Origin of the sequence: Pseudomonas mandelii, from assembly GCF_900106065.1 — a bacterium.
In the GTDB taxonomy this organism is placed as follows: Bacteria; Pseudomonadota; Gammaproteobacteria; order Pseudomonadales; family Pseudomonadaceae; genus Aquipseudomonas; species Aquipseudomonas mandelii.
The window spans coordinates 1,466,552-1,487,302 of sequence record NZ_LT629796.1; the positions used below are offsets into that span (position 1 = coordinate 1,466,552).

At 60.0% G+C, this 20,751-nt stretch carries 16 protein-coding genes; 14 read left to right on the top strand and 2 right to left on the bottom strand.

The window, feature by feature from the left end; all coding sequences use genetic code 11:
• Positions 1–252: 252 nt before the first annotated feature.
• From gcbA to BLU63_RS06795, 13 genes are all read left to right on the top strand, one after another.
• On the top strand, positions 253–1,923 hold the full coding sequence (gene gcbA, locus BLU63_RS06735) for a diguanylate cyclase GcbA (protein WP_010463874.1): 1,671 nt from the start codon (positions 253–255) through the stop codon (positions 1,921–1,923).
• Positions 1,924–2,878: 955 nt separating this feature from the next.
• Positions 2,879–3,922 (top strand): methyl-accepting chemotaxis protein, encoded by a 1,044-nt coding sequence (locus tag BLU63_RS33720; RefSeq protein ID WP_370655148.1) that lies wholly within the window; start codon positions 2,879–2,881, stop codon positions 3,920–3,922.
• 168 nt (positions 3,923–4,090) lie between these two features.
• Positions 4,091–5,842 (top strand): protein-disulfide reductase DsbD, encoded by a 1,752-nt coding sequence (locus BLU63_RS06745; protein ID WP_010463878.1) that lies wholly within the window; start codon positions 4,091–4,093, stop codon positions 5,840–5,842.
• A 131-nt stretch (positions 5,843–5,973) separates the two neighbouring features.
• Positions 5,974–6,429, top strand: a complete 456-nt coding sequence (aroQ, locus tag BLU63_RS06750; protein ID WP_010463880.1) for a type II 3-dehydroquinate dehydratase — start codon at positions 5,974–5,976, stop codon at positions 6,427–6,429.
• A gap of 24 nt (positions 6,430–6,453) precedes the next feature.
• Positions 6,454–6,915 carry an acetyl-CoA carboxylase biotin carboxyl carrier protein gene (gene accB / locus BLU63_RS06755; RefSeq protein WP_010463882.1) on the top strand — a complete coding sequence of 154 codons (462 nt, stop codon included), beginning with the start codon at positions 6,454–6,456 and terminating at the stop codon, positions 6,913–6,915.
• 17 nt (positions 6,916–6,932) lie between these two features.
• On the top strand, positions 6,933–8,291 hold the full coding sequence (gene accC / locus BLU63_RS06760; protein ID WP_010463885.1) for an acetyl-CoA carboxylase biotin carboxylase subunit: 1,359 nt from the start codon (positions 6,933–6,935) through the stop codon (positions 8,289–8,291).
• A gap of 270 nt (positions 8,292–8,561) precedes the next feature.
• Entirely contained in the window at positions 8,562–9,440 is an 879-nt protein-coding gene (prmA, locus tag BLU63_RS06765) for a 50S ribosomal protein L11 methyltransferase (RefSeq protein WP_010463886.1), read from the top strand.
• Between the two features lie 30 nt (positions 9,441–9,470).
• Complete coding sequence (locus BLU63_RS06770; protein WP_083375137.1) at positions 9,471–10,688, top strand: DUF3426 domain-containing protein; 1,218 nt, start codon at positions 9,471–9,473, stop codon at positions 10,686–10,688.
• A gap of 185 nt (positions 10,689–10,873) precedes the next feature.
• The gene (gene dusB, locus BLU63_RS06775) at positions 10,874–11,884 is read left to right on the top strand and encodes a tRNA dihydrouridine synthase DusB (protein ID WP_010463890.1); all 1,011 of its coding nucleotides are present in this window, start codon (positions 10,874–10,876) and stop codon (positions 11,882–11,884) included.
• Positions 11,881–12,201, top strand: a complete 321-nt coding sequence (fis, locus tag BLU63_RS06780) for a DNA-binding transcriptional regulator Fis (protein ID WP_007907419.1) — start codon at positions 11,881–11,883, stop codon at positions 12,199–12,201. The genes dusB and fis overlap by 4 nt, the downstream gene beginning before the upstream one ends.
• 80 nt (positions 12,202–12,281) lie before the next feature.
• The gene (purH, locus tag BLU63_RS06785; RefSeq protein ID WP_083375138.1) at positions 12,282–13,889 is read left to right on the top strand and encodes a bifunctional phosphoribosylaminoimidazolecarboxamide formyltransferase/IMP cyclohydrolase; all 1,608 of its coding nucleotides are present in this window, start codon (positions 12,282–12,284) and stop codon (positions 13,887–13,889) included.
• A gap of 185 nt (positions 13,890–14,074) precedes the next feature.
• On the top strand, positions 14,075–15,370 hold the full coding sequence (gene purD / locus BLU63_RS06790) for a phosphoribosylamine--glycine ligase (RefSeq protein WP_083375139.1): 1,296 nt from the start codon (positions 14,075–14,077) through the stop codon (positions 15,368–15,370).
• A gap of 99 nt (positions 15,371–15,469) precedes the next feature.
• Positions 15,470–18,256, top strand: coding sequence for a hybrid sensor histidine kinase/response regulator (locus BLU63_RS06795; RefSeq protein WP_083375140.1), 2,787 nt, complete (start codon positions 15,470–15,472; stop codon positions 18,254–18,256).
• A 21-nt stretch (positions 18,257–18,277) separates the two neighbouring features.
• Here the strand turns inward: BLU63_RS06795 and BLU63_RS06800 are convergent, their stop codons facing one another.
• A complete protein-coding gene (locus BLU63_RS06800) occupies positions 18,278–19,000 on the bottom strand; it encodes a hypothetical protein (protein ID WP_083375141.1) in 723 nt (240 codons plus the stop codon).
• Between the two features lie 57 nt (positions 19,001–19,057).
• A complete protein-coding gene (locus BLU63_RS06805) occupies positions 19,058–19,849 on the bottom strand; it encodes a hypothetical protein (RefSeq protein ID WP_083375142.1) in 792 nt (263 codons plus the stop codon).
• Between the two features lie 258 nt (positions 19,850–20,107).
• On the opposite strand from BLU63_RS06805, the gene BLU63_RS06810 reads away from it, so the two are divergent.
• On the top strand, positions 20,108–20,704 hold the full coding sequence (locus BLU63_RS06810) for a MarC family protein (protein WP_010463905.1): 597 nt from the start codon (positions 20,108–20,110) through the stop codon (positions 20,702–20,704).
• The last annotated feature ends 47 nt before the right edge of the window (positions 20,705–20,751 follow it).

Sequence of the window (20,751 nt, forward strand, 5' to 3'; positions counted from 1 at the left end):
GACCACAACCCTACGCCATCGTGCCTCGTTTGCCGCGCATTAAATCCTGCGGGAAATGGCGGGACTTACAATGACCGCGATCAGGGGCCACTATAAATGAAGCACAGCCGCGAGCCTATGCGACCATCCAGTCAGAAACTGAATAAGGCCGCTTTGCAGATTATTGACACACGATGCTCATGGGATTGAAAAGAGGTGCTAGCATAGAGCCACCAGTCGATCTCAGCATGCACCCTAACTAGTAGTCAGGATATGACCGAGCCAGAAGACCCCAGCCGTGAGCGCCTCAAGCACCACTTTGCCCAGCGGGTAATTCATCAGGCACGTCAGATTCTTGAGATATGGCAGCGCCTGCAACGCAGCGAGTGGTCCAACACCGATTTGTCGGAACTGAGCGAGGCCAACCTGCGCCTGCTGCGCTTTGCCGAACGTTTCGAACAACCGGAACACACGCAACTGGCGCGTCACATCGGCCAGTCGCTGGAGGCTGTCGACGCCAATCGCGGACGCCTGAGCAGTGGCCTGATCACCGACCTCAATCGCTTGATGCAGCGTCTGTCGCGCACCGGCCTGCGCCACGGCGATCAGCTCGAACAAACCTTTCTGCCACCGCTGCGCAAGCCGATCTACGTGATGTTGCAGGATCACGACCGCGCCGAGCGCCTGGCCAAGCAGCTGGAGTTTTTCGGGCTCAGCGCCCAATCCCTGGACAGCGTTGCGGCGTTTCGCTCCTCTATGATCGAGCGCCTGCCCGCCGCCATCGTCATGGACGTGGACTTCAGTGGCGCCGGCATCGGCCTGAAACTGGCCGCCGAAGCCCAGGTCGGACTGGATGAGCCTTTACCGCTGTTGTTCTTCAGCTTGCTCGAAACAGACACTCCCACCCGCCTCGCCGCCGTGCGCGCCGGTGGCCAGGAGTTTCTCACCGGCACCCTCGAAGCCTCAAGCCTGCTGGAGAAGATCGAAGTCCTGACCTGTGTCGCCCAGTACGAACCTTATAAAGTGCTGATCATCGACGACTCCCGCGCCCAGGCCTTGCACACCGAGCGCCTGCTGAACAGCGCCGGAATCGTCACGCGCACCCTGATCGACCCGATTCAGGCCATGGCCGAACTGGCGGACTTTCAGCCGGACCTGATCATCCTCGACATGTACATGCCGACCTGCACCGGCACGGAACTGGCCAAGGTGATCCGGCACAACGACCGCTACGTGAGCGTACCGATCATTTACCTGTCCGCCGAAGATGATCTGGACAAGCAACTCGACGCCATGAGCGAAGGCGGCGACGACTTCCTGACCAAACCGATCAAGCCGCGGCACCTGATCACCACTGTGCGCAACCGCGCGGCGCGGGCACGCAATCTGAAAGCACGGATGGTGCGCGACAGCCTGACCGGTTTGTACAACCACACCCACATCCTGCAATTGCTCGAGGACTGCAGCTTCCGCGCCCGCCGCGAGAGCAAGCCGTTGAGTTTTGCGATGCTCGACATCGACCACTTCAAACGGGTCAACGACAGCCACGGCCACCCCATGGGCGACCGGGTCATCAAGAGCCTGGCGCTGTTTCTCAAGCAGCGGTTGCGCAAAACAGATTTCATCGGCCGCTACGGTGGCGAGGAATTCGCCATCGTCATGCCGGACACCGATCTCGAAGCGGCCCACAGAGTGCTCGATGAAATCCGTCAGCGGTTTGCCGAAATCCACTACCCGGCCCAGCCCCAGGATTTGTGGTGCACGTTCAGCGCCGGAGTGGTGGAGCTGTGCGACCACTCCGACAGCCTGATGATGGCCAGCCAGGCGGACGAAGCGCTGTACCGCGCCAAGGACGGTGGACGTAACCGCGTGCAGGCTGCGCGGACGTCAAAGCAAAGTGCCACTTTTTCATCGGAATGGACCCATTCGGTCATAACCCTGTAACAGAAACGCAATAACTTCAGGCGCTTACCATTCTGCCGTTGGTAGACCCGCGATGCGCCTGAAGCTGCTGACCAATCTCAACACCCTCCTTTTAGTCGCCGTGTGCGTGGCCCTTGGCGCGACGCTCTGGTGGTCGCAAAAAGCCCTCGAACGCCCCTATCTGCTGATGGAGCGTTACCTCGGTTTGTCCCAGCAATTTCAAAATGAAGTGGCGCGCAACGTCGAGGATTATCTCGCCAGCGGCGATGCCCTGCGCCTGAGCAGCGCCAGCCAGGCCATCGACAGCCTGCAAAAGGAACTCGGTGAATTACCGCCAGCCCTGGCCGACACCTTGCGTCCGAGCCTGTCGAACCTGAGTGAATTCAGCAAGACCGACCTGCTGGCTGCCGGCAAACTTGCCGGGGACCCTCAAGCCTTGCTGCTGCAAGCTGAACGTGAACTCGGCGCCAGCCTCGATCAGCTCAGCCAATACGCCAGCGGGAACGCAGCGTACCTCGCTCCCTTGCTCGCCGCGTCCCAGCACCTGGGTAAACTGTCGCTGGCGCGGGACAAACTGGTCAGCAGCGGTCGCAGTGAACTGGCCGCCGATGTCGAACGCGAAGTCGCCAGCATTCGTGCGCAGGCCGAGCTGATAGGCGCCTTGCCGCTGCTCGGGGTGGCCGCCAGCAGCGAATCCGGCACCGATGATTTCGCCGCGATGATGGGGCTGGAGAACACCGAAAAAACCGTCGCCGAAGATGCCGGTGTCGCCCTCAAACGGGAACTCAACAGCTTGCTGACGCGTTACCCCGCTGAACTGGCGCGCACTCGCGAGCAAATCCAGAAACGCACCGACCTCAGCACCGCGACGCACCTGAAGATCGCCGACGTACAGCAGGCCATTGCCGGACTGGAGCCGGTGGTCCGCGCCCAGCACGGGCAGATCCAGGGCGAAGTACGCTTGATGCAGGGCGTGATGATCGGCCTGATTCTGCTGATCGCCTTGTTGATCGACACCTTGCAACGCAAGCTGGCCCGGACACTGACCAACCTCGCTCCGGCCCTGTCGACCTGGGCCGAAGGCGACTTCAGCCAGGAAATTCAATTGGGCAAGACCAATCGCGAACTGCACGACATTGAAGCCTCGCTCAACCGCTTGCGCGCGTACCTGGCGGACCTGGTCGGGACTATTCGTCTCAATGCCGAGCAGGTCGCCGGCAGTAGCCGCACTTTGGCCGAGTTGAGCAACGACTTGCACAGCGGCGCCGAACATCAGGCCGGCGACACCGCGCTGATCCGCGATTCTCTCGGCGAACTGGAAGCAACGATCCAACAAGTTGCTGGCGATGCCAGCCAGGCCGCCGACGCCAGTCGTCATGCCGGAATCGCGGTCGAGCATGGCCAGAAAGTTATCGGCCTGAGCCTCACCGGCCTGCATGCGCTGGTGGGTGAAGTGCAAGGCAATGCGCAGATGATCGAACACCTGGCAGAAGAATCGGCGACCATCGGCGGCGTTCTGACGGTCATCCGCTCGATTGCCGACCAGACCAACCTGCTGGCCCTGAACGCCGCCATCGAAGCCGCCCGCGCCGGGGAAATGGGTCGTGGGTTTGCGGTGGTGGCGGAAGAGGTTCGCTCGTTGGCGCAACGCACGGCCGGGGCCACCGCAGAGATCCAGACCTTGATCGCCGGCCTGCAAACCGCCGCGCGGCAATCGGTGGAAGGCATGCGCGCCCAGGTCGAACACGCCGAAGCCACGGCCAATCAGGCTCAGGCTGCCGACGGTGCATTGGATAAAATCGTCGGGGCGATCCAGACCATTTCCGACACCGCCGTGCGCATTGCCGATGTCACTGCGCAGCAGAGTGGTGCGGTCAGTGAGATCCGTGATCACAGCGAACGTATCCACAAGCTGGGTGGGGATAATTTGTTGCGCATTGGCGAGGGGCGCGTACAAGGGGAGAACCTGCTGGTGTTGGGCGCACGCTTGCATACCGCCGTTCAAGCTTTCCGCGTCTGATAGACCGCCATGCCCCGCAGGAGCGAGGCTTGCCCGCGAACCATTCGATGCGGTCATTCAGGCAAACCGCGTCATCGTCCTTCGCGGGACAGCCTCGCGCCTACAGGGGCGGGGCAATCCGCGCGACTGTCCGCTATCATGCCCCCAATTCCGATACGCGAGATTGTCATGCGCCGTTTGCTCTGCCTGCTGCTTTTAGTGCTCGCCCTGCCGGCAAACGCCGCCGGGTTGCTGGAGAGTCGACCCAGTTCCACCCTGGGCTCGATCAACAACAGTGCCGACTTCCTGCCGGTGCGCGAGGCATTTCAGCTGAGCCTGGTCGACAGCACGCCGCAATCGATCAAGCTGCGTTTTGTCGCCACAGAGGGTTACTACCTCTATCGACACCGCTTTCAGTTTCGCGCCGAACCGGCCGAAGTTGGCCTTGGCGCGGCGCAATTGCCCAAGGGCGAACAAAAGCACGATGAGTACTTTGGCGACGTCGAGGTCTATCACGGCGTGCTCGACGTCGAAGTGCCGCGCACCGATCCCCGCGCCTTCACGCTGGCCGTGACCTATCAGGGCTGCGCCGACAAAGGCCTGTGTTATCCGCCCGAAACCGAACGACTGAACATAGATGGCATTGGCGCAACGACGCCCGCCACGGCCCAGAGCTGGAGCTGGCGCGAGCTCGCCTTGTTCTTCCTTGCGGGTCTGGGCCTGACCTTCACCCCGTGCGTACTGCCGATGCTGCCGATCCTCTCCGGCGTGGTGTTGCGCGGCCAGATCGGTGGGTTGCGCGGTTTCAATCTGTCGCTCGCGTATGTACTGCCCATGGCCGCCTGCTTCGCCCTGCTGGGTGCGTTGATGGGAATGTTCGGCGCCCAGCTCAACCTTCAGGCGCGTCTGCAATCGGCGTGGGTGCTGGTGCCGTTCGCGATGTTTTTTGCGGTGTTTGCCCTCGCGATGTTTGGCGTGTTCGAACTCAAGCTGCCACATGCCATCAGCAGTCGCCTGGACCGGATCGCCGGGCGTACCGAAGGCGGTTCGTTATGGGGCGCCGCGGTCCTGGGCGTGGTGTCCAGCCTGCTGGTGTCGCCTTGCGTATCGGCGCCGCTGGCCGGTGCATTGCTTTATATCAGCGCCAGCGGCGATGCACTGGGGGGAGGCTTGAAACTGTTCATGCTCGGCCTCGGCATGGGGGCGCCGTTGTTACTCGTGGCCACCGGCGGCGCAGCCTGGCTGCCGAAAAGCGGGCCGTGGCTGGTCTATGTAAAAAATGCCATTGGCGTGTTGTTGCTGGGATTGGCAATCGGGCTGGTCAGTCGCGTATTGCCGGGGCAAATCACCTTGCTGCTGATCGGTTTGCTGGCCGGTGGCGTCGGCTTGTTCATGGGCGCGCTGGAATTCGTCTACAAACCGCCACGAAAACGCCTCGGCCAACTGCTCGGGATGTTTCTGCTGTTTTACGCACTGGCCTGTTGGTTCGGGGCGTTCAGCGGGCAGACCGACCCGTTCAACCCGATTGGCCAACCGCGCATCATTGCCGGCACCGAACAGCCGCAAAACACCAGCGCCTGGCAAACCATCAGCACTCCGGCAGACCTGGATCGCGTCCTCGCCGAGGCCAAATCCGCCAACACCCCGCTGCTGCTCGACTGGTACGCCGACTGGTGCATCAGCTGCAAAGTCATCGAACGCGAAGTGCTCAACGACGCCACCGTCATCGAACGTCTGAAAGGCTATCGCCTCGTGCGTTTCGATATCACTGCCAGCAACGCCGAACAACGTGCCCTGCTCGATCGCTACAAACTGTTCGGCCCTCCGGCCCTGATGTTTTTCGGCAAGGACGGTGTCGAACGCGCCGATGTGCGAGTGATCGGCGAGATCAGCGCGACAGACTTCGCCGAACGTGTTGCGAAAGCAAATGACCGGATTTAACAGGCCGGTCACATATTTCGCGCAAACATCGGCCATCGTGCTGGCTTTTGCATAGAACTGGACAGTCACAAAGGCTTTGCGGCATAGTCGCCGGGTTCTGACAACTGCACACAGATAACAAGGAACAGCAGATGGCGACGCTATTGGTTCTGCACGGACCCAACCTGAACTTGCTCGGCACCCGCGAACCGGGCACCTATGGCGCTACGACACTGGCGCAGATCAACCAGGACCTGGAACGCCGTGCCCGTGAAGCCGGCCATCATCTGCTGTACCTGCAAAGCAACGCCGAGTACGAATTGATTGACCGCATCCACGCCGCAAAAGGCGAAGGTGTGGACTTCATTCTGATCAACCCAGCAGCTTTTACGCACACAAGTGTCGCATTACGTGACGCGCTGCTGGCGGTGAGCATCCCATTCATCGAAGTGCATTTGTCTAACGTGCACAAACGCGAACCTTTCCGCCATCACTCTTACTTCTCCGACGTAGCGGTGGGAGTGATCTGCGGCCTTGGCGCCAGCGGTTATCGACTGGCCCTGGAGGCCGCCCTGGAACAGCTTGAACAACAAGCTATACGCCCCTGACCGACCCTTGGGAGTTGATGATTCATGGATATCCGTAAAGTTAAGAAACTGATCGAACTGCTGGAAGAGTCCGGCATCGACGAGCTCGAGATCAAGGAAGGCGAAGAGTCCGTACGCATCAGCCGTCATAGCAAGACCCCGGCTCAGCAGTTCTACGCACCGGCTCCGATGCATGCACAGGCGCCTGCGCCAGTGGCTGCTGCTCCGGTTGCCGCTGCAGCGCCTGCGGCTCCCGTCGCGCCAGTGCTGAACGGCACCGTTGCCCGTTCGCCGATGGTCGGCACCTTCTATCGCAAATCTTCGCCAAGCTCGCCGTCCTTCGTTGAAGTCGGCCAGACCGTGAAGAAAGGCGACACTCTGTGCATCGTCGAAGCCATGAAGATGATGAACCACATCGAAGCTGAAACCAGCGGTGTGATCGAATCCATCCTCGTCGAAGACGGCCAGCCGGTTGAGTACGACCAACCGCTGTTCACCATCGTTTGAAACGCGGAGAAACTTTGATGACTGCGAAGTTGGAAAAAGTTCTGATCGCCAACCGCGGTGAGATTGCCCTGCGGATCCTGCGTGCCTGCAAAGAGATGGGCATCAAGACTGTCGCCGTTTACTCCAAGGCCGACAAAGAGCTGATGCACCTGGGCCTGGCAGACGAATCCGTCTGCATCGGTCCGGCCTCGGCCGCCCACTCTTACCTGCACATTCCGGCCATCATCGCCGCGGCCGAAGTGACCGGCGCCACCGCCATTCACCCAGGCTACGGTTTCCTTGCGGAAAACGCTGATTTCGCTGAACAGGTCGAGAACTCCGGCTTCGCGTTCATTGGCCCGAAAGCCGACACCATTCGCCTGATGGGCGACAAGGTATCGGCCAAGCACGCCATGATCGCTGCTGGCGTTCCAACCGTTCCGGGGTCCGACGGCCCGTTGCCTGAAGACGAAGAAACCGCTTTGCGCATCGGTCGCGAAGTCGGTTACCCGGTGATCATCAAAGCCGCTGGCGGCGGTGGTGGTCGCGGCATGCGCGTTGTGCATAAAGAAGAAGACCTGATCTCCTTCGCCAAACTGACCCGCACCGAAGCAGGCGCGGCGTTCGGTAACCCGATGGTCTATCTGGAAAAATTCCTGACTAACCCACGTCACGTGGAAGTCCAGGTGCTTTCCGACGGCCAGGGTCACGCCATCCATCTGGGCGACCGCGATTGCTCGCTGCAACGTCGTCACCAGAAGGTTCTCGAAGAAGCGCCGGCACCGGGCATCGATGAGAAGGCACGGGCTGAAGTCCTCGCACGCTGCGTCAAGGCTTGCATCGACATCAACTACCGTGGCGCGGGTACTTTCGAGTTCCTGTACGAGAACGGCGCGTTCTATTTCATCGAAATGAACACCCGCGTTCAGGTTGAGCACCCGGTTTCGGAAATGGTCACTGGCATCGACATCGTCAAGGAGATGCTCAGCATCGCCGCTGGCAACAAGCTGTCGTACACCCAGGAAGACGTGGTTATCCGCGGCCATGCCCTGGAATGCCGGATCAACGCCGAAGACCCGAAAACCTTCATGCCGAGCCCAGGCACGGTCAAGCATTTCCACGCTCCAGGCGGCAACGGCGTTCGCGTCGATTCGCACCTGTACAGCGGTTATGCCGTTCCGCCGAACTACGATTCGTTGATCGGCAAGCTGATCACCTACGGCGCAACCCGTGACGAAGCATTGGCGCGCATGCGCAATGCGCTGGACGAAATCGTTGTCGACGGGATCAAGACCAACATCCCGCTGCACCGCGACCTGGTCCGCGATGAAGGCTTCTGCAAAGGTGGTATCAACATCCACTACCTGGAACACAAGCTGGCTGGCGACAAGCATTAAGCTTTAGCCCGTCCAACAAAGCCGCCTTCGGGCGGCTTTGTTGTTTCTGGAGGTTACAACTCCTGCAGGAGCGAGGTTTGCCCGCAAACCATACGCCGAGGTATTGCAGACTCACCGCATCACCGCGTCATCGCGCTTCGCGGGCAAGCCTCGCTCCTACAAACTGCATACCAGTGTCGGCCTTGTCGTCTTCTGCCGCGCGCTCGCGTAAACTTGCGCGCTTCTCGCAGCCCGCTAGGCTGCAATCAATATTTTTCAAAGGTGCCCGCCATGCCTTGGCTGCAAGTCCGTCTCGCCATCAGCCCAGAACAAGCCGAAACCTACGAAGACGCTTTCCTTGAAGTGGGCGCCGTGTCGGTGACGTTCATGGACGCCGAAGATCAGCCGATCTTCGAACCTGAACTCAACACCACGCCGTTATGGTCGCACACTCATCTGCTGGCCCTGTTCGAAGGCGGCACTGAAGCGGCCAGTGTGCTGGCTCATCTTGAGTTGCTGACCGGCAGCCCGCTGCCCGAGCATCACAGCGAAGTCATCGAAGACCAGGACTGGGAACGCAGCTGGATGGACGACTTCCAGCCAATGCGCTTCGGTCAACGCCTGTGGATCGTCCCAAGCTGGCACGCTGCCCCTGAACCCGACGCTGTGAACATTCTGCTCGACCCGGGCCTGGCGTTCGGCACCGGCACCCACCCGACCACTGCACTGTGCCTGGAATGGCTCGATGGTCAGGACCTCAAGGACTGCCACGTCCTCGACTTCGGTTGCGGCTCGGGGATTTTGGCGATTGCCGCCCTGCTGCTGGGCGCCAAGGAAGCCGTCGGCACCGACATCGACGTGCAGGCGCTGGAAGCTTCCCGCGACAACGCCGGGCGCAACAATATTGCCGACGCGCTCTTCCCGCTGTACCTGCCGGAAGATCTGCCACAGGTTCAAGCCGATGTGCTGGTGGCCAACATTCTGGCCGGACCGCTGGTGTCCCTGGCGCCGCAATTGTCCAGCCTGGTCAAGCCTGGCGGTCGTCTGGCGTTGTCGGGCATCCTCGCCGAGCAAGGCGAAGAAGTCGCCAAAGCCTACGCTCAAGACTTCGATCTGGACCCGATCGCCAATCGCGATGGCTGGGTGCGCATCACTGGCCGTCGGCGCTAGAATGAACGCCTGCATAAACCGGATCGCCGCATGACCGACAGCTTCGTCACCCAGTGCCCGCATTGCCAAACCAGCTTCCGCGTCAGCCATGCTCAATTGAGCGTGGCCCGTGGAGTGGTTCGTTGCGGCTCGTGCTTGCAGGTGTTCAACGCCGCCAAGCAGCTGCTTGAGCAACGGGGCGCCAAGGAAACTGTCCAGCCGGTAGCCCCGGCCATTGTCGAACCGCCGGTACAGCGCGCCATCAGCCAAAAGCAATGGTCCGCCGCCGAAATGGATCTGGACAGCCTGGACCTGGACGAAGAACTCGCCCGGCTCGAACAGCGGGAAATCCAGCCCACCACGGAATTCGGCCAGCACCGCGAAAACGGTCTCAGTGCTCGCCGCGACTCTGTCGAGCACGACGATGAACCCTGGTCCGACAGCCTCTTCAGCGAATCGGCGGCCGATCGTGCCCAGGCGGTCGAAGCCGAACCACGGGAAACGCAGCCAGTACCGAGCAAGCACTCGCGCACCGAACCGTCATTCTCGCTGGAACCGGTTGATCTGGACGACGAACCCCAGGTGCCGCAACTGCGCCTGAATGATCCGCTCGACACGCCCCTGCACCATGATCGCCTGTCGGCAACCGATGCACCTGACGACGACCTGCCCCCGATTGCCCCTCTGCGCAAGCGACACGAACGCAGCGAGTCGACCGAACGTGCCGACGCCCTGCAGGACCTGACCGACGATCCGCTGCAACTGGATTGGCAAAAACGTCGCTCCCCCTGGGGCCGACGGCTTTTCTGGCTGCTGCTGGTCCTGATCGGTGCCGGTGCTCTCGCCGGCCAATACATCGCTTACCACTTCGACGAACTGGCGCGCCAGGATCAATACCGTCCATGGTTCCAGCAACTGTGCCCGCAAGTCGGCTGCACGGTGCCATCGAAAGTTGATATCGCGAAAATCAAAAGCAGCAACCTGGTGGTCCGCAGTCACCCTGAGTTCAACGGTGCACTGGTGGTCGATGCGATCATCTACAACCGCGCGCCCTTCTCCCAGCCCTTCCCGCTGCTGGAACTGCGCTTCGCCGACCTTAACGGCCACCTGATCGCCAGCCGGCGCTTCAAACCCGGCGAGTACCTCAACGGCGACCTCGAAGGCCTGGCAGAGATGCCGCCGCAAACGCCGATCCACATCGCACTGGATATCCTTGATCCAGGCTCCAAAGCGGTGAATTACAGCCTGAGCTTTCATTCGCCCGAGTGAAACGCTTCAGTGTTACGGCATTGACGGCATATTTCTGACTTTGACCGCTCATACCAAACCGCTGGCGATAACAGAATTACTGTTCAGATTTTGTTCAATTCAGCCTTTATCCAGTCATCGAGAGCGGGTATCATGCCAACCCTTTTTCGAACTCTCATGATCCGGCCCCACAACAGGGAAGTCCTATGTCGGCGGTACGCATCGGTCCATATACATTGCACAACGGCTTGATCCTCGCCCCCATGGCGGGCGTCACCGACCAGCCCTTTCGTCAGCTGTGCAAGCGACTGGGCGCAGGGCTTGTAGTCTCGGAAATGGTCACCAGCGACATGAGCTTGTGGAACACCCGCAAATCGCGGATGCGCATGATCCACGAAGGTGATCCCGAGCCCCGCTCGGTCCAGATCGCCGGGGGTGATGCACAGATGCTGGCGGATGCGGCCCGGGCGAACGTCGAACTGGGCGCACAGATTATTGACATCAACATGGGCTGTCCGGCGAAGAAGGTCTGCAACAAGGCCGCCGGTTCCGCGCTGTTGAAGGATGAAGCATTGGTGACCGAGATCCTGCAAGCCGTCGTGGCTGCGGTTGATGTGCCGGTCACCTTGAAGATCCGCACCGGCTGGGACCGGGACAACAAGAACGGTCTGACGGTGGCGAAGATCGCCGAGCAAGCGGGCATTACGGCGTTGGCGGTTCATGGCCGCACCCGTGCCGACCTGTACACCGGTGAAGCCGAGTACGACACCATTGCCGCGATCAAGCAGGCGGTGTCGATGCCGGTCTTTGCCAACGGCGACATCGATTCACCCGAGAAGGCCCGGTACGTGCTCGATGCGACCGGTGCCGATGGCCTGCTGGTAGGCCGGGCCGCCCAGGGGCGGCCGTGGATTTTTCGTGAGATCGATCATTTCCTGCGTACTGGCGAAAAACTCCCGGCGCTGGAATTGATCGAGGTGGAACGCATTCTGCTAGAGCATCTGGCTGCACTGCACGTCTTCTATGGAGACGTGATGGGCGTCCGTATCGCTCGAAAGCATGTGGGCTGGTATCTCGCAACCTTGCCGGGCGCCAGGGAGTTTCGCGCCCACTTCAATCGTTTGGAAGATACGGAAGCACAATGCGCCAACGTTCAGGGCTTCTTCGCCGAACGTTACAAGAGCCTGACAGGGGACGGAGAAGGGGTGGCCGCATGACGATGATGACCGAGACTTTAGTGAGTGGAACAACACCCGTGAGCGACAACGTGAATTTGAAACAGCACCTCAATACGCCGAGCGAAGAAGGTCAGACCCTTCGCGGGAGTGTCGAGAAGGCGCTGCACAATTATTTCGCCCACCTTGAGGGCGCTGCCGTCACGGATGTGTACAACCTGGTGCTCTCCGAAGTCGAGGCGCCCCTGCTCGAGTGCGTGATGAACTACGTCAAGGGCAACCAGACCAAGGCCAGCGAGCTGCTCGGGTTGAACCGAGGCACGCTGCGCAAGAAACTCAAGCAGTACGATTTGCTGTAAGCATTCAATCAAACCAGAAAGGCGCCCGCGTAAAAACGGTCGCCTTTTTGCTGACTCCTTTGCTTTTGATGGAAATTGAAATGACCGACCAGACTACCCGCCTGCCGATCCGCCGCGCCTTGATCAGCGTTTCCGACAAGACCGGGATCCTCGAATTCGCCAAAGAGCTTGAAGCCCTGGGCGTCGAGATCCTCTCCACCGGCGGAACGTTCAAGCTGCTGCGCGACAACGGTGTTGCCGCAGTGGAAGTCGCGGACTACACCGGTTTCGCAGAAATGATGGACGGTCGGGTGAAAACCCTGCACCCGAAAATCCACGGCGGGATCCTCGGTCGTCGTGGTATCGACGACGCCATCATGAACGAGCACGGCATCAAGCCGATCGACCTGGTCGCGGTCAACCTGTACCCGTTCGAAGCCACCATCAACAAGCCAGGCTGCGACCTGCCGACCGCCATCGAAAACATCGACATCGGCGGCCCGACCATGGTCCGCTCGGCGGCAAAAAACCATAAAGACGTGGCCATCGTGGTCAATGCCAGCGACTACGCCAGCGTCCTTGAAAGCCTCAAGGCTGGCGGCCTGACCTATGCTCAGCGTTTCGACCTGATGCTCAAGGCCTTCGAACACACCGCGGCCTACGACGGCATGATCGCCAACTACATGGGCACCGTGAACCAGTCCGCTGACACCCTCTCGACCTCCGGTCGCAGCGAGTTCCCGCGCACCTTCAACAGCCAGTTCGTCAAGGCTCAGGAAATGCGCTACGGCGAGAACCCGCACCAGAGCGCGGCGTTCTACGTGGAAGCCAAGCCTGCCGAAGTCGGTATCGCCACCGCGACCCAACTGCAGGGCAAAGAGCTGTCGTACAACAACGTGGCCGACACCGACGCCGCGCTGGAATGCGTGAAAAGCTTCGTCAAGCCGGCTTGCGTGATCGTCAAGCACGCCAATCCGTGCGGCGTTGCGGTCAGCCCGGACGCAGAAGGCGGTATCCGTCAGGCTTACGAACTGGCTTACGCCACCGACACCGAGTCGGCGTTCGGCGGCATCATCGCCTTCAACCGCGAGCTGGATGCTGAAACCGCCAAGGCCATCGTCGAGCGTCAGTTCGTCGAAGTGATCATCGCCCCTAGCGTCAGCGAAGAAGCCCGCGCCATCGTGGCGGCCAAAGCCAATGTGCGCCTGCTGGCCTGCGGCGAGTGGTCGGCTGATCGCGCCGCTGCCTGGGACTACAAACGCGTCAACGGCGGTTTGCTGGTACAGAGCCGCGACATCGGCATGATCAGCGCCGACGACCTGAAAGTCGTGACCAAGCGTGCCCCGACCGAGCAGGAAATCAACGACCTGATCTTCGCCTGGAAAGTCGCCAAATACGTTAAATCCAACGCCATTGTCTACGCCAAGAACCGTCAGACCATCGGCGTCGGCGCTGGCCAGATGAGCCGCGTGAACTCCGCCCGTATCGCCGCGATCAAGGCTGAACATGCCGGTTTGCAAGTGGCAGGCTCGGTGATGGCCTCCGATGCGTTCTTCCCGTTCCGCGACGGCCTGGACAACGCGGCCAAGGTCGGTATCACCGCGGTGATCCAGCCGGGTGGCTCGATGCGTGATGCGGAAGTGATTGCCGCTGCTGATGAAGCCGGCATCGCCATGGTCTTCACCGGCATGCGCCACTTCCGTCACTGATTTTTCGCTCTTGTAGGAGCGAGGCTTGCCCGCGAAGGGCTCGCCACGGTGTATCAACAAGACCGAGGCGATCCCTTCGCGGGCAAGCCTCGCTCCTACAGGTTCGGTGGTGGCGGATGCCGCGTACCGTTAGCCAGGCAGCTCAGGCTGCCCCCACAGAATTAGCGTCATCCGAGGTTTTTGAAATGAATGTTTTGATCATTGGCAGCGGTGGCCGTGAACACGCCCTGGCCTGGAAAGTGGCTCAGGATCCGCGTGTGCAGAAAGTATTCGTTGCCCCGGGCAACGCCGGCACCGCCATTGAAGCCAAGTGCGAGAACGTCGCTATCGACGTGCTGGCCCTCGAGCAGCTTGCAGATTTCGCGGAGAAAAACGTTTCCCTCACCATCGTTGGCCCGGAAGTGCCGCTGGTCGCTGGCGTCGTCGACCTGTTCCGCTCCCGTGGCCTGGATTGCTTCGGCCCGACGGCCGGTGCGGCCCAGCTGGAAGGTTCGAAAGCCTTTACCAAGGACTTCCTGGCTCGCCACAAGATCCCGACCGCCGATTACCAGAACTTCACCGAGATCGAGCCGGCCCTGGCTTATCTGCGTGAAAAAGGTGCGCCGATTGTGATCAAGGCCGATGGCCTGGCCGCCGGTAAAGGCGTGATCGTTGCCATGACCCTGGCCGAAGCGGAAGACGCCGTGCGCGACATGCTCGCGGGCAACGCATTCGGCGACGCCGGCTCGCGCGTTGTGATCGAAGAGTTCCTGGACGGCGAAGAAGCCAGCTTCATCGTCATGGTCGACGGCAAGAACGTACTGCCGATGGCCACCAGCCAGGACCACAAACGCGTCGGCGACGGCGACACCGGCCCGAACACCGGCGGCATGGGTGCCTACTCCCCTGCCCCGGTCGTGACCGCTGAAGTCCACAAGCGCGTCATGGACCTGGTGATCTGGCCGACCGTGCGCGGCATGGCCGATGAAGGCAACGTCTACACCGGTTTCCTGTATGCCGGCCTGATGATCGACAAGGCTGGTAACCCAAAAGTTATCGAGTTCAACTGCCGTTTCGGTGATCCTGAGACCCAACCGGTAATGCTGCGTTTGCAGTCGAGCCTGGTGTTGCTGGTCGAAGCGGCCCTGGCGCAAGCCCTGGACAAGGTCGAAGCGCAATGGGATCCACGTCCGAGCGTCGGCATCGTGCTGGCGGCTGGCGGCTATCCTGGCGACTACGCTAAAGGCGTCGCCATCAACGGCCTGGATGCAGCCGCCGCACTGGAAGGCAAAGTCTTCCACGCCGGCACTGCGCTCAAGGACGGTCAAGTGGTGACCGCCGGTGGTCGTGTGCTTTGCGCTACCGCCATGGGCGCCAGCGTTGATGCTGCCCAGCAACAGGCTTACAAACTGGCGGCAAAGATTGATTGGGAAGGCTGTTTCTATCGCAAGGACATTGGTTACCGTGCCATTGCCCGCGAACGTGGCGAAAATCAGGAATAAGCGATCCGTTCGGCAGGGCTTGTGCTTCAGGCCCTTGCCGGACTGTTCCGGCGCCGCGCATAGTTATAATCTGGCATCAACCTACGAAGGGATTTCGCCGTGCGCTGGCTCAGGATTGCCATAGGTTTCACTGTCACGCTGCTGACCTTGCTCTGCATGCTCCCGGCCCAAGCCGCGCAAGGCAGTGGCTGGGCGGTATTGCTTGACGAACAGGGCGACCTGCAGCTGAGCGACATCCGTTCCGCGCGCTACACCAATCAATTCAGCCCCATCGAACTTGACCGCCTCACCGCGGCCGAGCCCGAAGGTGCATTGTGGCTGCGCTTCCGGCTCGCACCCGGCAAGCACGAGCAATTGCTGCGAGTGTTCGCCCCCGACCTGTCGCGCCTCAATCTGTACGTGCTCGACGGCGACACGCTGATCGATCAATTGAACACCGGCACCGGGCAGCCCCAGGCTGACCGTCCCCTGCCCAGCAGCGAATTCATGTTGCCGCTGCCACAAAGCGACAAACCCCTCGACGTCTACCTGCGGCTGGTGTCCGAACACCAGTTACGGCCGTACATCACCCTGCAATCGGCGATCATGACCGCGGCCAATCAGAACCAGATGCTGATTTACGGCCTTCTGTTCGGTTGCCTCGGGATGCTGATCCTGCACAGCCTCGTCCGCTACGCCTATACGCGCTCGCGCAGCAGTCTCTGGCTGGCCGCATGCGAAGCACTGTTGATGCTCAGCCTGCTGCTGTTGCTGAATCTGGCGGGGCCCTGGCTGCCAAACTGGCACGCGGTGCAGACACCCGGCGCCTACCTCGCCCTGCTGCTGACCGCGCCGTGCGGCCTGATGTTCGCCTATCGTTTCTTTGCGCCACTCGGCCCGCACCCGCTGAACAAGCTGCTGCTGGGTGACATTCTGTTCATCGTGATGTGCGGCTTGCTGCTGCTGTTCGTCAATACGCTGCCGCTGAACATCATGACCTACGCCCTGGTCGCCCTGGCAGGTCTGAGCATGTTGTTCGTCAGTGCCTATCACTGGCAAAAAGGTTATCGCCCGGCGCGCCTGTTCGTCGCGGCGATGGTCGTGTTCAACATTGGCACGCTGATCATGTTGCCGGCCCTGCTGGGGCTGACGCTGGTCGCGCCGCAGGGCTTGATCATGACGCTGCTGGGGTTTATCTGCATCAGCGGCGTGCTGATGAGCATTGCGCTGAGCGAACGTCAGCGCAGCATCACCGAAGATCGTTTCAGCGTCAGTCGCGACCTGGCGGCCAGCAATGCCGAGATCAACGCCAAGGCCGAGTTCCTGGCGAAGATCAGCCACGAAATCCGTACCCCGATGAACGGCGTGCTGGGCATGACTGAACTGCTGCTGGGCACACCGTTGTCGGTCAAGCAGCGTGACTATGTGCAGACGATCCACAGCGCCGGCAACGAACTGCTGACCCTGATCAACGAGATACTCGACATCTCCAAGCTCGAGTCCGGGCAGATAGAACTGGACGACGTTCAATTCGATCTCAATGCCTTGATCGAAGACTGCCTGAGCATCTTCCGCGCCAAGGCCGAACAGCAGAACGTCGAGCTGATCAGTTTCATCCAGCCGCAAGTGCCACGCGTCATCAGCGGCGACCCGACGCGTCTGCGCCAGACCTTGCTGAGCCTGCTGGAAAACGCCCTGAAGAAAACCGACGAGGGCGAGATCCTGATCGTCGTCGCCCTTGACGAACGCAGCGCCCAACCGCGCCTGCGCATCGCCGTGCAAGACAGCGGCGTGCCGATGGAGGCCGAAGAACGCGACGCACTGATGCACGCCGAGCTGCACAGCAAACATTTCCTCTCGGCAACCAGCCTGGGCGGCAACCTGGGGCTAGTGATTGCCCGTCAGTTGATCCGCCTTATGCAGGGCGAATTCGGCATCAAGATTGGCGCCAACCAAGGCAGCACGTTGTGGCTGACCCTGCCGCTGGACCCTGATCGTCTCGAGCACCCGACCTCCGACCTCGACGGCCCGCTGCAAGGTGCGCGTGTGCTGGTGGTGGACGATAACGACACGTGCCGCAAAGTGCTGGTGCAGCAATGCAGCGCCTGGGGCCTGAACGTCAGTGCCGTGCCGTCCGGTAAAGAGGCACTGGCATTGCTGCGCACCAAATCTCACCTGCGCGATTATTTCGACGTGGTCCTGCTCGACCAGAACATGCCCGGCATGACCGGCATGCAACTGGCGGCCAAGATCAAGGAAGACCCGAGCCTGAACCACGACATTCTGCTGATCATGCTCACTGGCATCAGCAACGCGCCGAGCAAGATCATCGCGCGCAACTCCGGGATCAAACGCATCCTCGCCAAACCGGTGGCCGGCTACACCCTCAAGACCACCCTGGCGGATGAACTGAACCAGCGCAACAAGGGCCCTACCGTCTCGCCGTACCAGCCCTCCGGTCCGACGCTTCCGGTCAAGGTTCCGAGTGATTTCCGCATTCTGGTGGCCGAAGACAACAACATCTCGACCAAGGTGATTCGCGGCATGCTCGGCAAGCTCAACCTGCAACCTGACACCGCCAGCAATGGCGAAGAAGCCTTGCAGGCAATGAAAGCCCAGCGCTATGACCTGGTCCTGATGGACTGTGAAATGCCCATCCTCGATGGCTTCTCTGCCACCCAGCAGTTACGTGCCTGGGAAGTCGGCAACCAGCGGATTCGCACCCCGGTTGTGGCGTTGACCGCGCACATCCTCGCCGAGCACAAAGAACGCGCGCGCCAGGCCGGCATGGACGGGCACATGGCCAAACCGGTCGAGCTGTCGCAACTGCGCGATCTGATCGAGCATTGGGTTGCCCAGCGTGATCAGCAGAATCGCACGACCTCCACGCTCCAGGCAGGCGTGTAGGGCAATTAACTCCGGCATGACTCAATCTGCTGCGCAGATCTCCATGGTCGAAGCATCATCGGTCAACGTCAACATCGCGACGTTGTCCTGATACCTGTCCCTGATCTTCAAGGCAATGGCGTCGCGCACGGGGCCGTAGAGGATTCCGGACAAGTCAGCACTGGCGTAGCGCATGCAAACGCTGCCTTGTACATCCTCGGCCAGATGTCGCTGGGCCAGCGGATTGGCACTGATGATCTGGCGGGTTTTAAGCTCGATGTACACACTTGTGAGCGATGTCGGCGTCTGCGCTATAACCACCAGCAAACGCACAGCCTTTGCGGGCGCAAGAACATCACCCGACTCGTCCGTGGATATTTTCTGCATGTGATCGCGCAGCAAACCCATTGCGGGCTCGTTGCCGGACAACCTTGCCAGCCGCTGCACTGTTGCCGCCGTAGCGCCTCCTTTATCCACAGCACCTTGTGAAATCGCTGCAATGACCCAGTCGCTGACAGACTCGACACTGTCCTGGGTAATCAGCCATTCCTGTCGCGCTCTTGTACGTCGCAGCCAGTAGTCATCCAGAAATTCCACATAAGCGTTGTACCAGTCGACATCCGGGGCTTTTTCAATCTTCTTATTGGCAATCAATTGCGCCAGCAACACGGAATCGACCAGATCCTTATAGTGCGCCGCCCCATCCGCAGCCGGAATAATCACGACACAAGCGCCAACGATCAACACAGAATATTCGCAACTCATATCAACTCCCTCGACAATAAAAAAGGCAGCCGACAACCGGCTGCCGATTTAGATCAGTTAGATATCAATGTCTACGATCTGGTCTTTATGTGGGACAAGTTTGCTCTTGATGGACTCACGGACTGCATCAGCGACCAATGTATTTTTGGCAAATACCGTTTCGCCGCGATACAAGTTCACATTTCGGATATCCACATCCGTAAACATTACTTGGGTGGAGCTGTTCTTGCGAAGAAAACGCACTGCACCCACAGCCATGATTGCCTCACCCTCGACTTCGACACACGCACCTGCCGAGATTCCCCCGACGCCATTTTCCAGCAGATTTCGCTCATAAACAGTCAGGGCAGCCGTGTCACGCTTTTGCAGGGCCGCGATCGCATCACCCGCCACCTTGAGCATCAACGCAGTCGTCGGACCAGGCAATGCAACGCCGGCAACCACCGCACCGAGAATCTCCAGCACCAGTTTGTCCATGCGGACGCTGGTGCCGCTGACGTGCAGATCGCTGTAGTACTTGCTGACAGGCGTCCAGCCTGCGAGGGTCATGACTTCCCGGAACCTCAAGTACCACTCTTTGCCCTGATGTTCTTCAGGGTATAGTTTGTTCGCTGCACGGGATGCAAAGAGAAAGGCGTTTTGAGCGTCCGACTTGTTTTCAGCACTGAGCTTGCCAGAAAAACCCAACGTGCCTTCACCCACAACGGAGCCTTTCGACGGTGCTTCGATCTCGTCGCCCACAACCATAAGACCACGAGGGCGGATAATGATCTGCTCGTCGATATCACACGCTTCAATCGCTTCAATACAGGCAGCGACATAACTTTCACGAATAGCTTGATTATACACAATGAATTCCTTATAAAAATACCAGACAAGTTCCTCATGAACTTGCGATAAAACAATAACCAAACAAACGAACAACGACAAACTAAAACCTGTAACACCATATCCATTCAATAAACATAAGTTACAACAACACCCAAGCAACTAACAAAAGCACCCAACCGCAAAATTAACTGACGCGCCTGTCACAACTCACACCCACAAACAATTAACTGACTGATAGACTCCTCGTCATCCTCACTCCTGATGCGAGCCGAAACCATGCTCCACGTGTTATTCAGCGTTTACCTGAAGATGCTGGTGCTCTACAGCCCGTTCTTCGTGTTGTCCTGCTTCATCAGCCTGACCCGCGGTTATTCACGCAAGGAACAACGTCGACTGGCCTGGAAAGTGGCCACCGCCACGCTGGTGTCCAGCGTCTTGCTGTACTTGTTCGGACGGGTGATTTTCAGTGTCTTCGGCATCACCGTGGACGCGTTCCGCATCGGCGCCGGCAGCGTGCTGTTTATCTCGGCACTGGGCATGGCCCAAGGCAAGTCGGCGGTGCAGACCGACAATGTGCAGCAGGACGTGACGATCGTCCCGCTGACGATTCCATTGACGGTCGGCCCCGGCACCATCGGTGCCTTGTTGGTTATGGGCGTGAGCCAGCCACATTGGGACGACAAACTCACGGCCATTCTCAGCATTGCCCTGGCCAGTTTTACGGTTGGCGTGGTCCTTTATTTGTCCAGCCGCATCGAACGGATTCTCGGTGACCAGGGCTTGCAGATTGTCAGCCGGCTGATGGGATTGTTTGTGTGCGCGCTGGCGGCACAGATTATCTTCACGGGCGTAAAGGGTTACCTGGTGCCCTGATCAGCCAGGGAGCGCAACGTTGTGAATTGACAACGTTGCGAAACGTT

Excerpts from the sequence above, each read along its gene's own strand:
- gcbA (WP_010463874.1), top strand. The coding sequence starts at position 253 with ATGACCGAGCCAGAAGACCCCAGCCGTGAGCGCCTCAAGCACCACTTT.
- BLU63_RS33720 (WP_370655148.1), top strand. The coding sequence starts at position 2,879 with ATGATCGGCCTGATTCTGCTGATCGCCTTGTTGATCGACACCTTGCAA.
- BLU63_RS06745 (WP_010463878.1), top strand. The coding sequence starts at position 4,091 with ATGCGCCGTTTGCTCTGCCTGCTGCTTTTAGTGCTCGCCCTGCCGGCA.
- aroQ (WP_010463880.1), top strand. The coding sequence starts at position 5,974 with ATGGCGACGCTATTGGTTCTGCACGGACCCAACCTGAACTTGCTCGGC.
- accB (WP_010463882.1), top strand. The coding sequence starts at position 6,454 with ATGGATATCCGTAAAGTTAAGAAACTGATCGAACTGCTGGAAGAGTCC.
- accC (WP_010463885.1), top strand. The coding sequence starts at position 6,933 with ATGACTGCGAAGTTGGAAAAAGTTCTGATCGCCAACCGCGGTGAGATT.
- prmA (WP_010463886.1), top strand. The coding sequence starts at position 8,562 with ATGCCTTGGCTGCAAGTCCGTCTCGCCATCAGCCCAGAACAAGCCGAA.
- BLU63_RS06770 (WP_083375137.1), top strand. The coding sequence starts at position 9,471 with ATGACCGACAGCTTCGTCACCCAGTGCCCGCATTGCCAAACCAGCTTC.
- dusB (WP_010463890.1), top strand. The coding sequence starts at position 10,874 with ATGTCGGCGGTACGCATCGGTCCATATACATTGCACAACGGCTTGATC.
- fis (WP_007907419.1), top strand. The coding sequence starts at position 11,881 with ATGACGATGATGACCGAGACTTTAGTGAGTGGAACAACACCCGTGAGC.
- purH (WP_083375138.1), top strand. The coding sequence starts at position 12,282 with ATGACCGACCAGACTACCCGCCTGCCGATCCGCCGCGCCTTGATCAGC.
- purD (WP_083375139.1), top strand. The coding sequence starts at position 14,075 with ATGAATGTTTTGATCATTGGCAGCGGTGGCCGTGAACACGCCCTGGCC.
- BLU63_RS06800 (WP_083375141.1), bottom strand. The coding sequence starts at position 19,000 with ATGAGTTGCGAATATTCTGTGTTGATCGTTGGCGCTTGTGTCGTGATT.
- BLU63_RS06810 (WP_010463905.1), top strand. The coding sequence starts at position 20,108 with ATGCTCCACGTGTTATTCAGCGTTTACCTGAAGATGCTGGTGCTCTAC.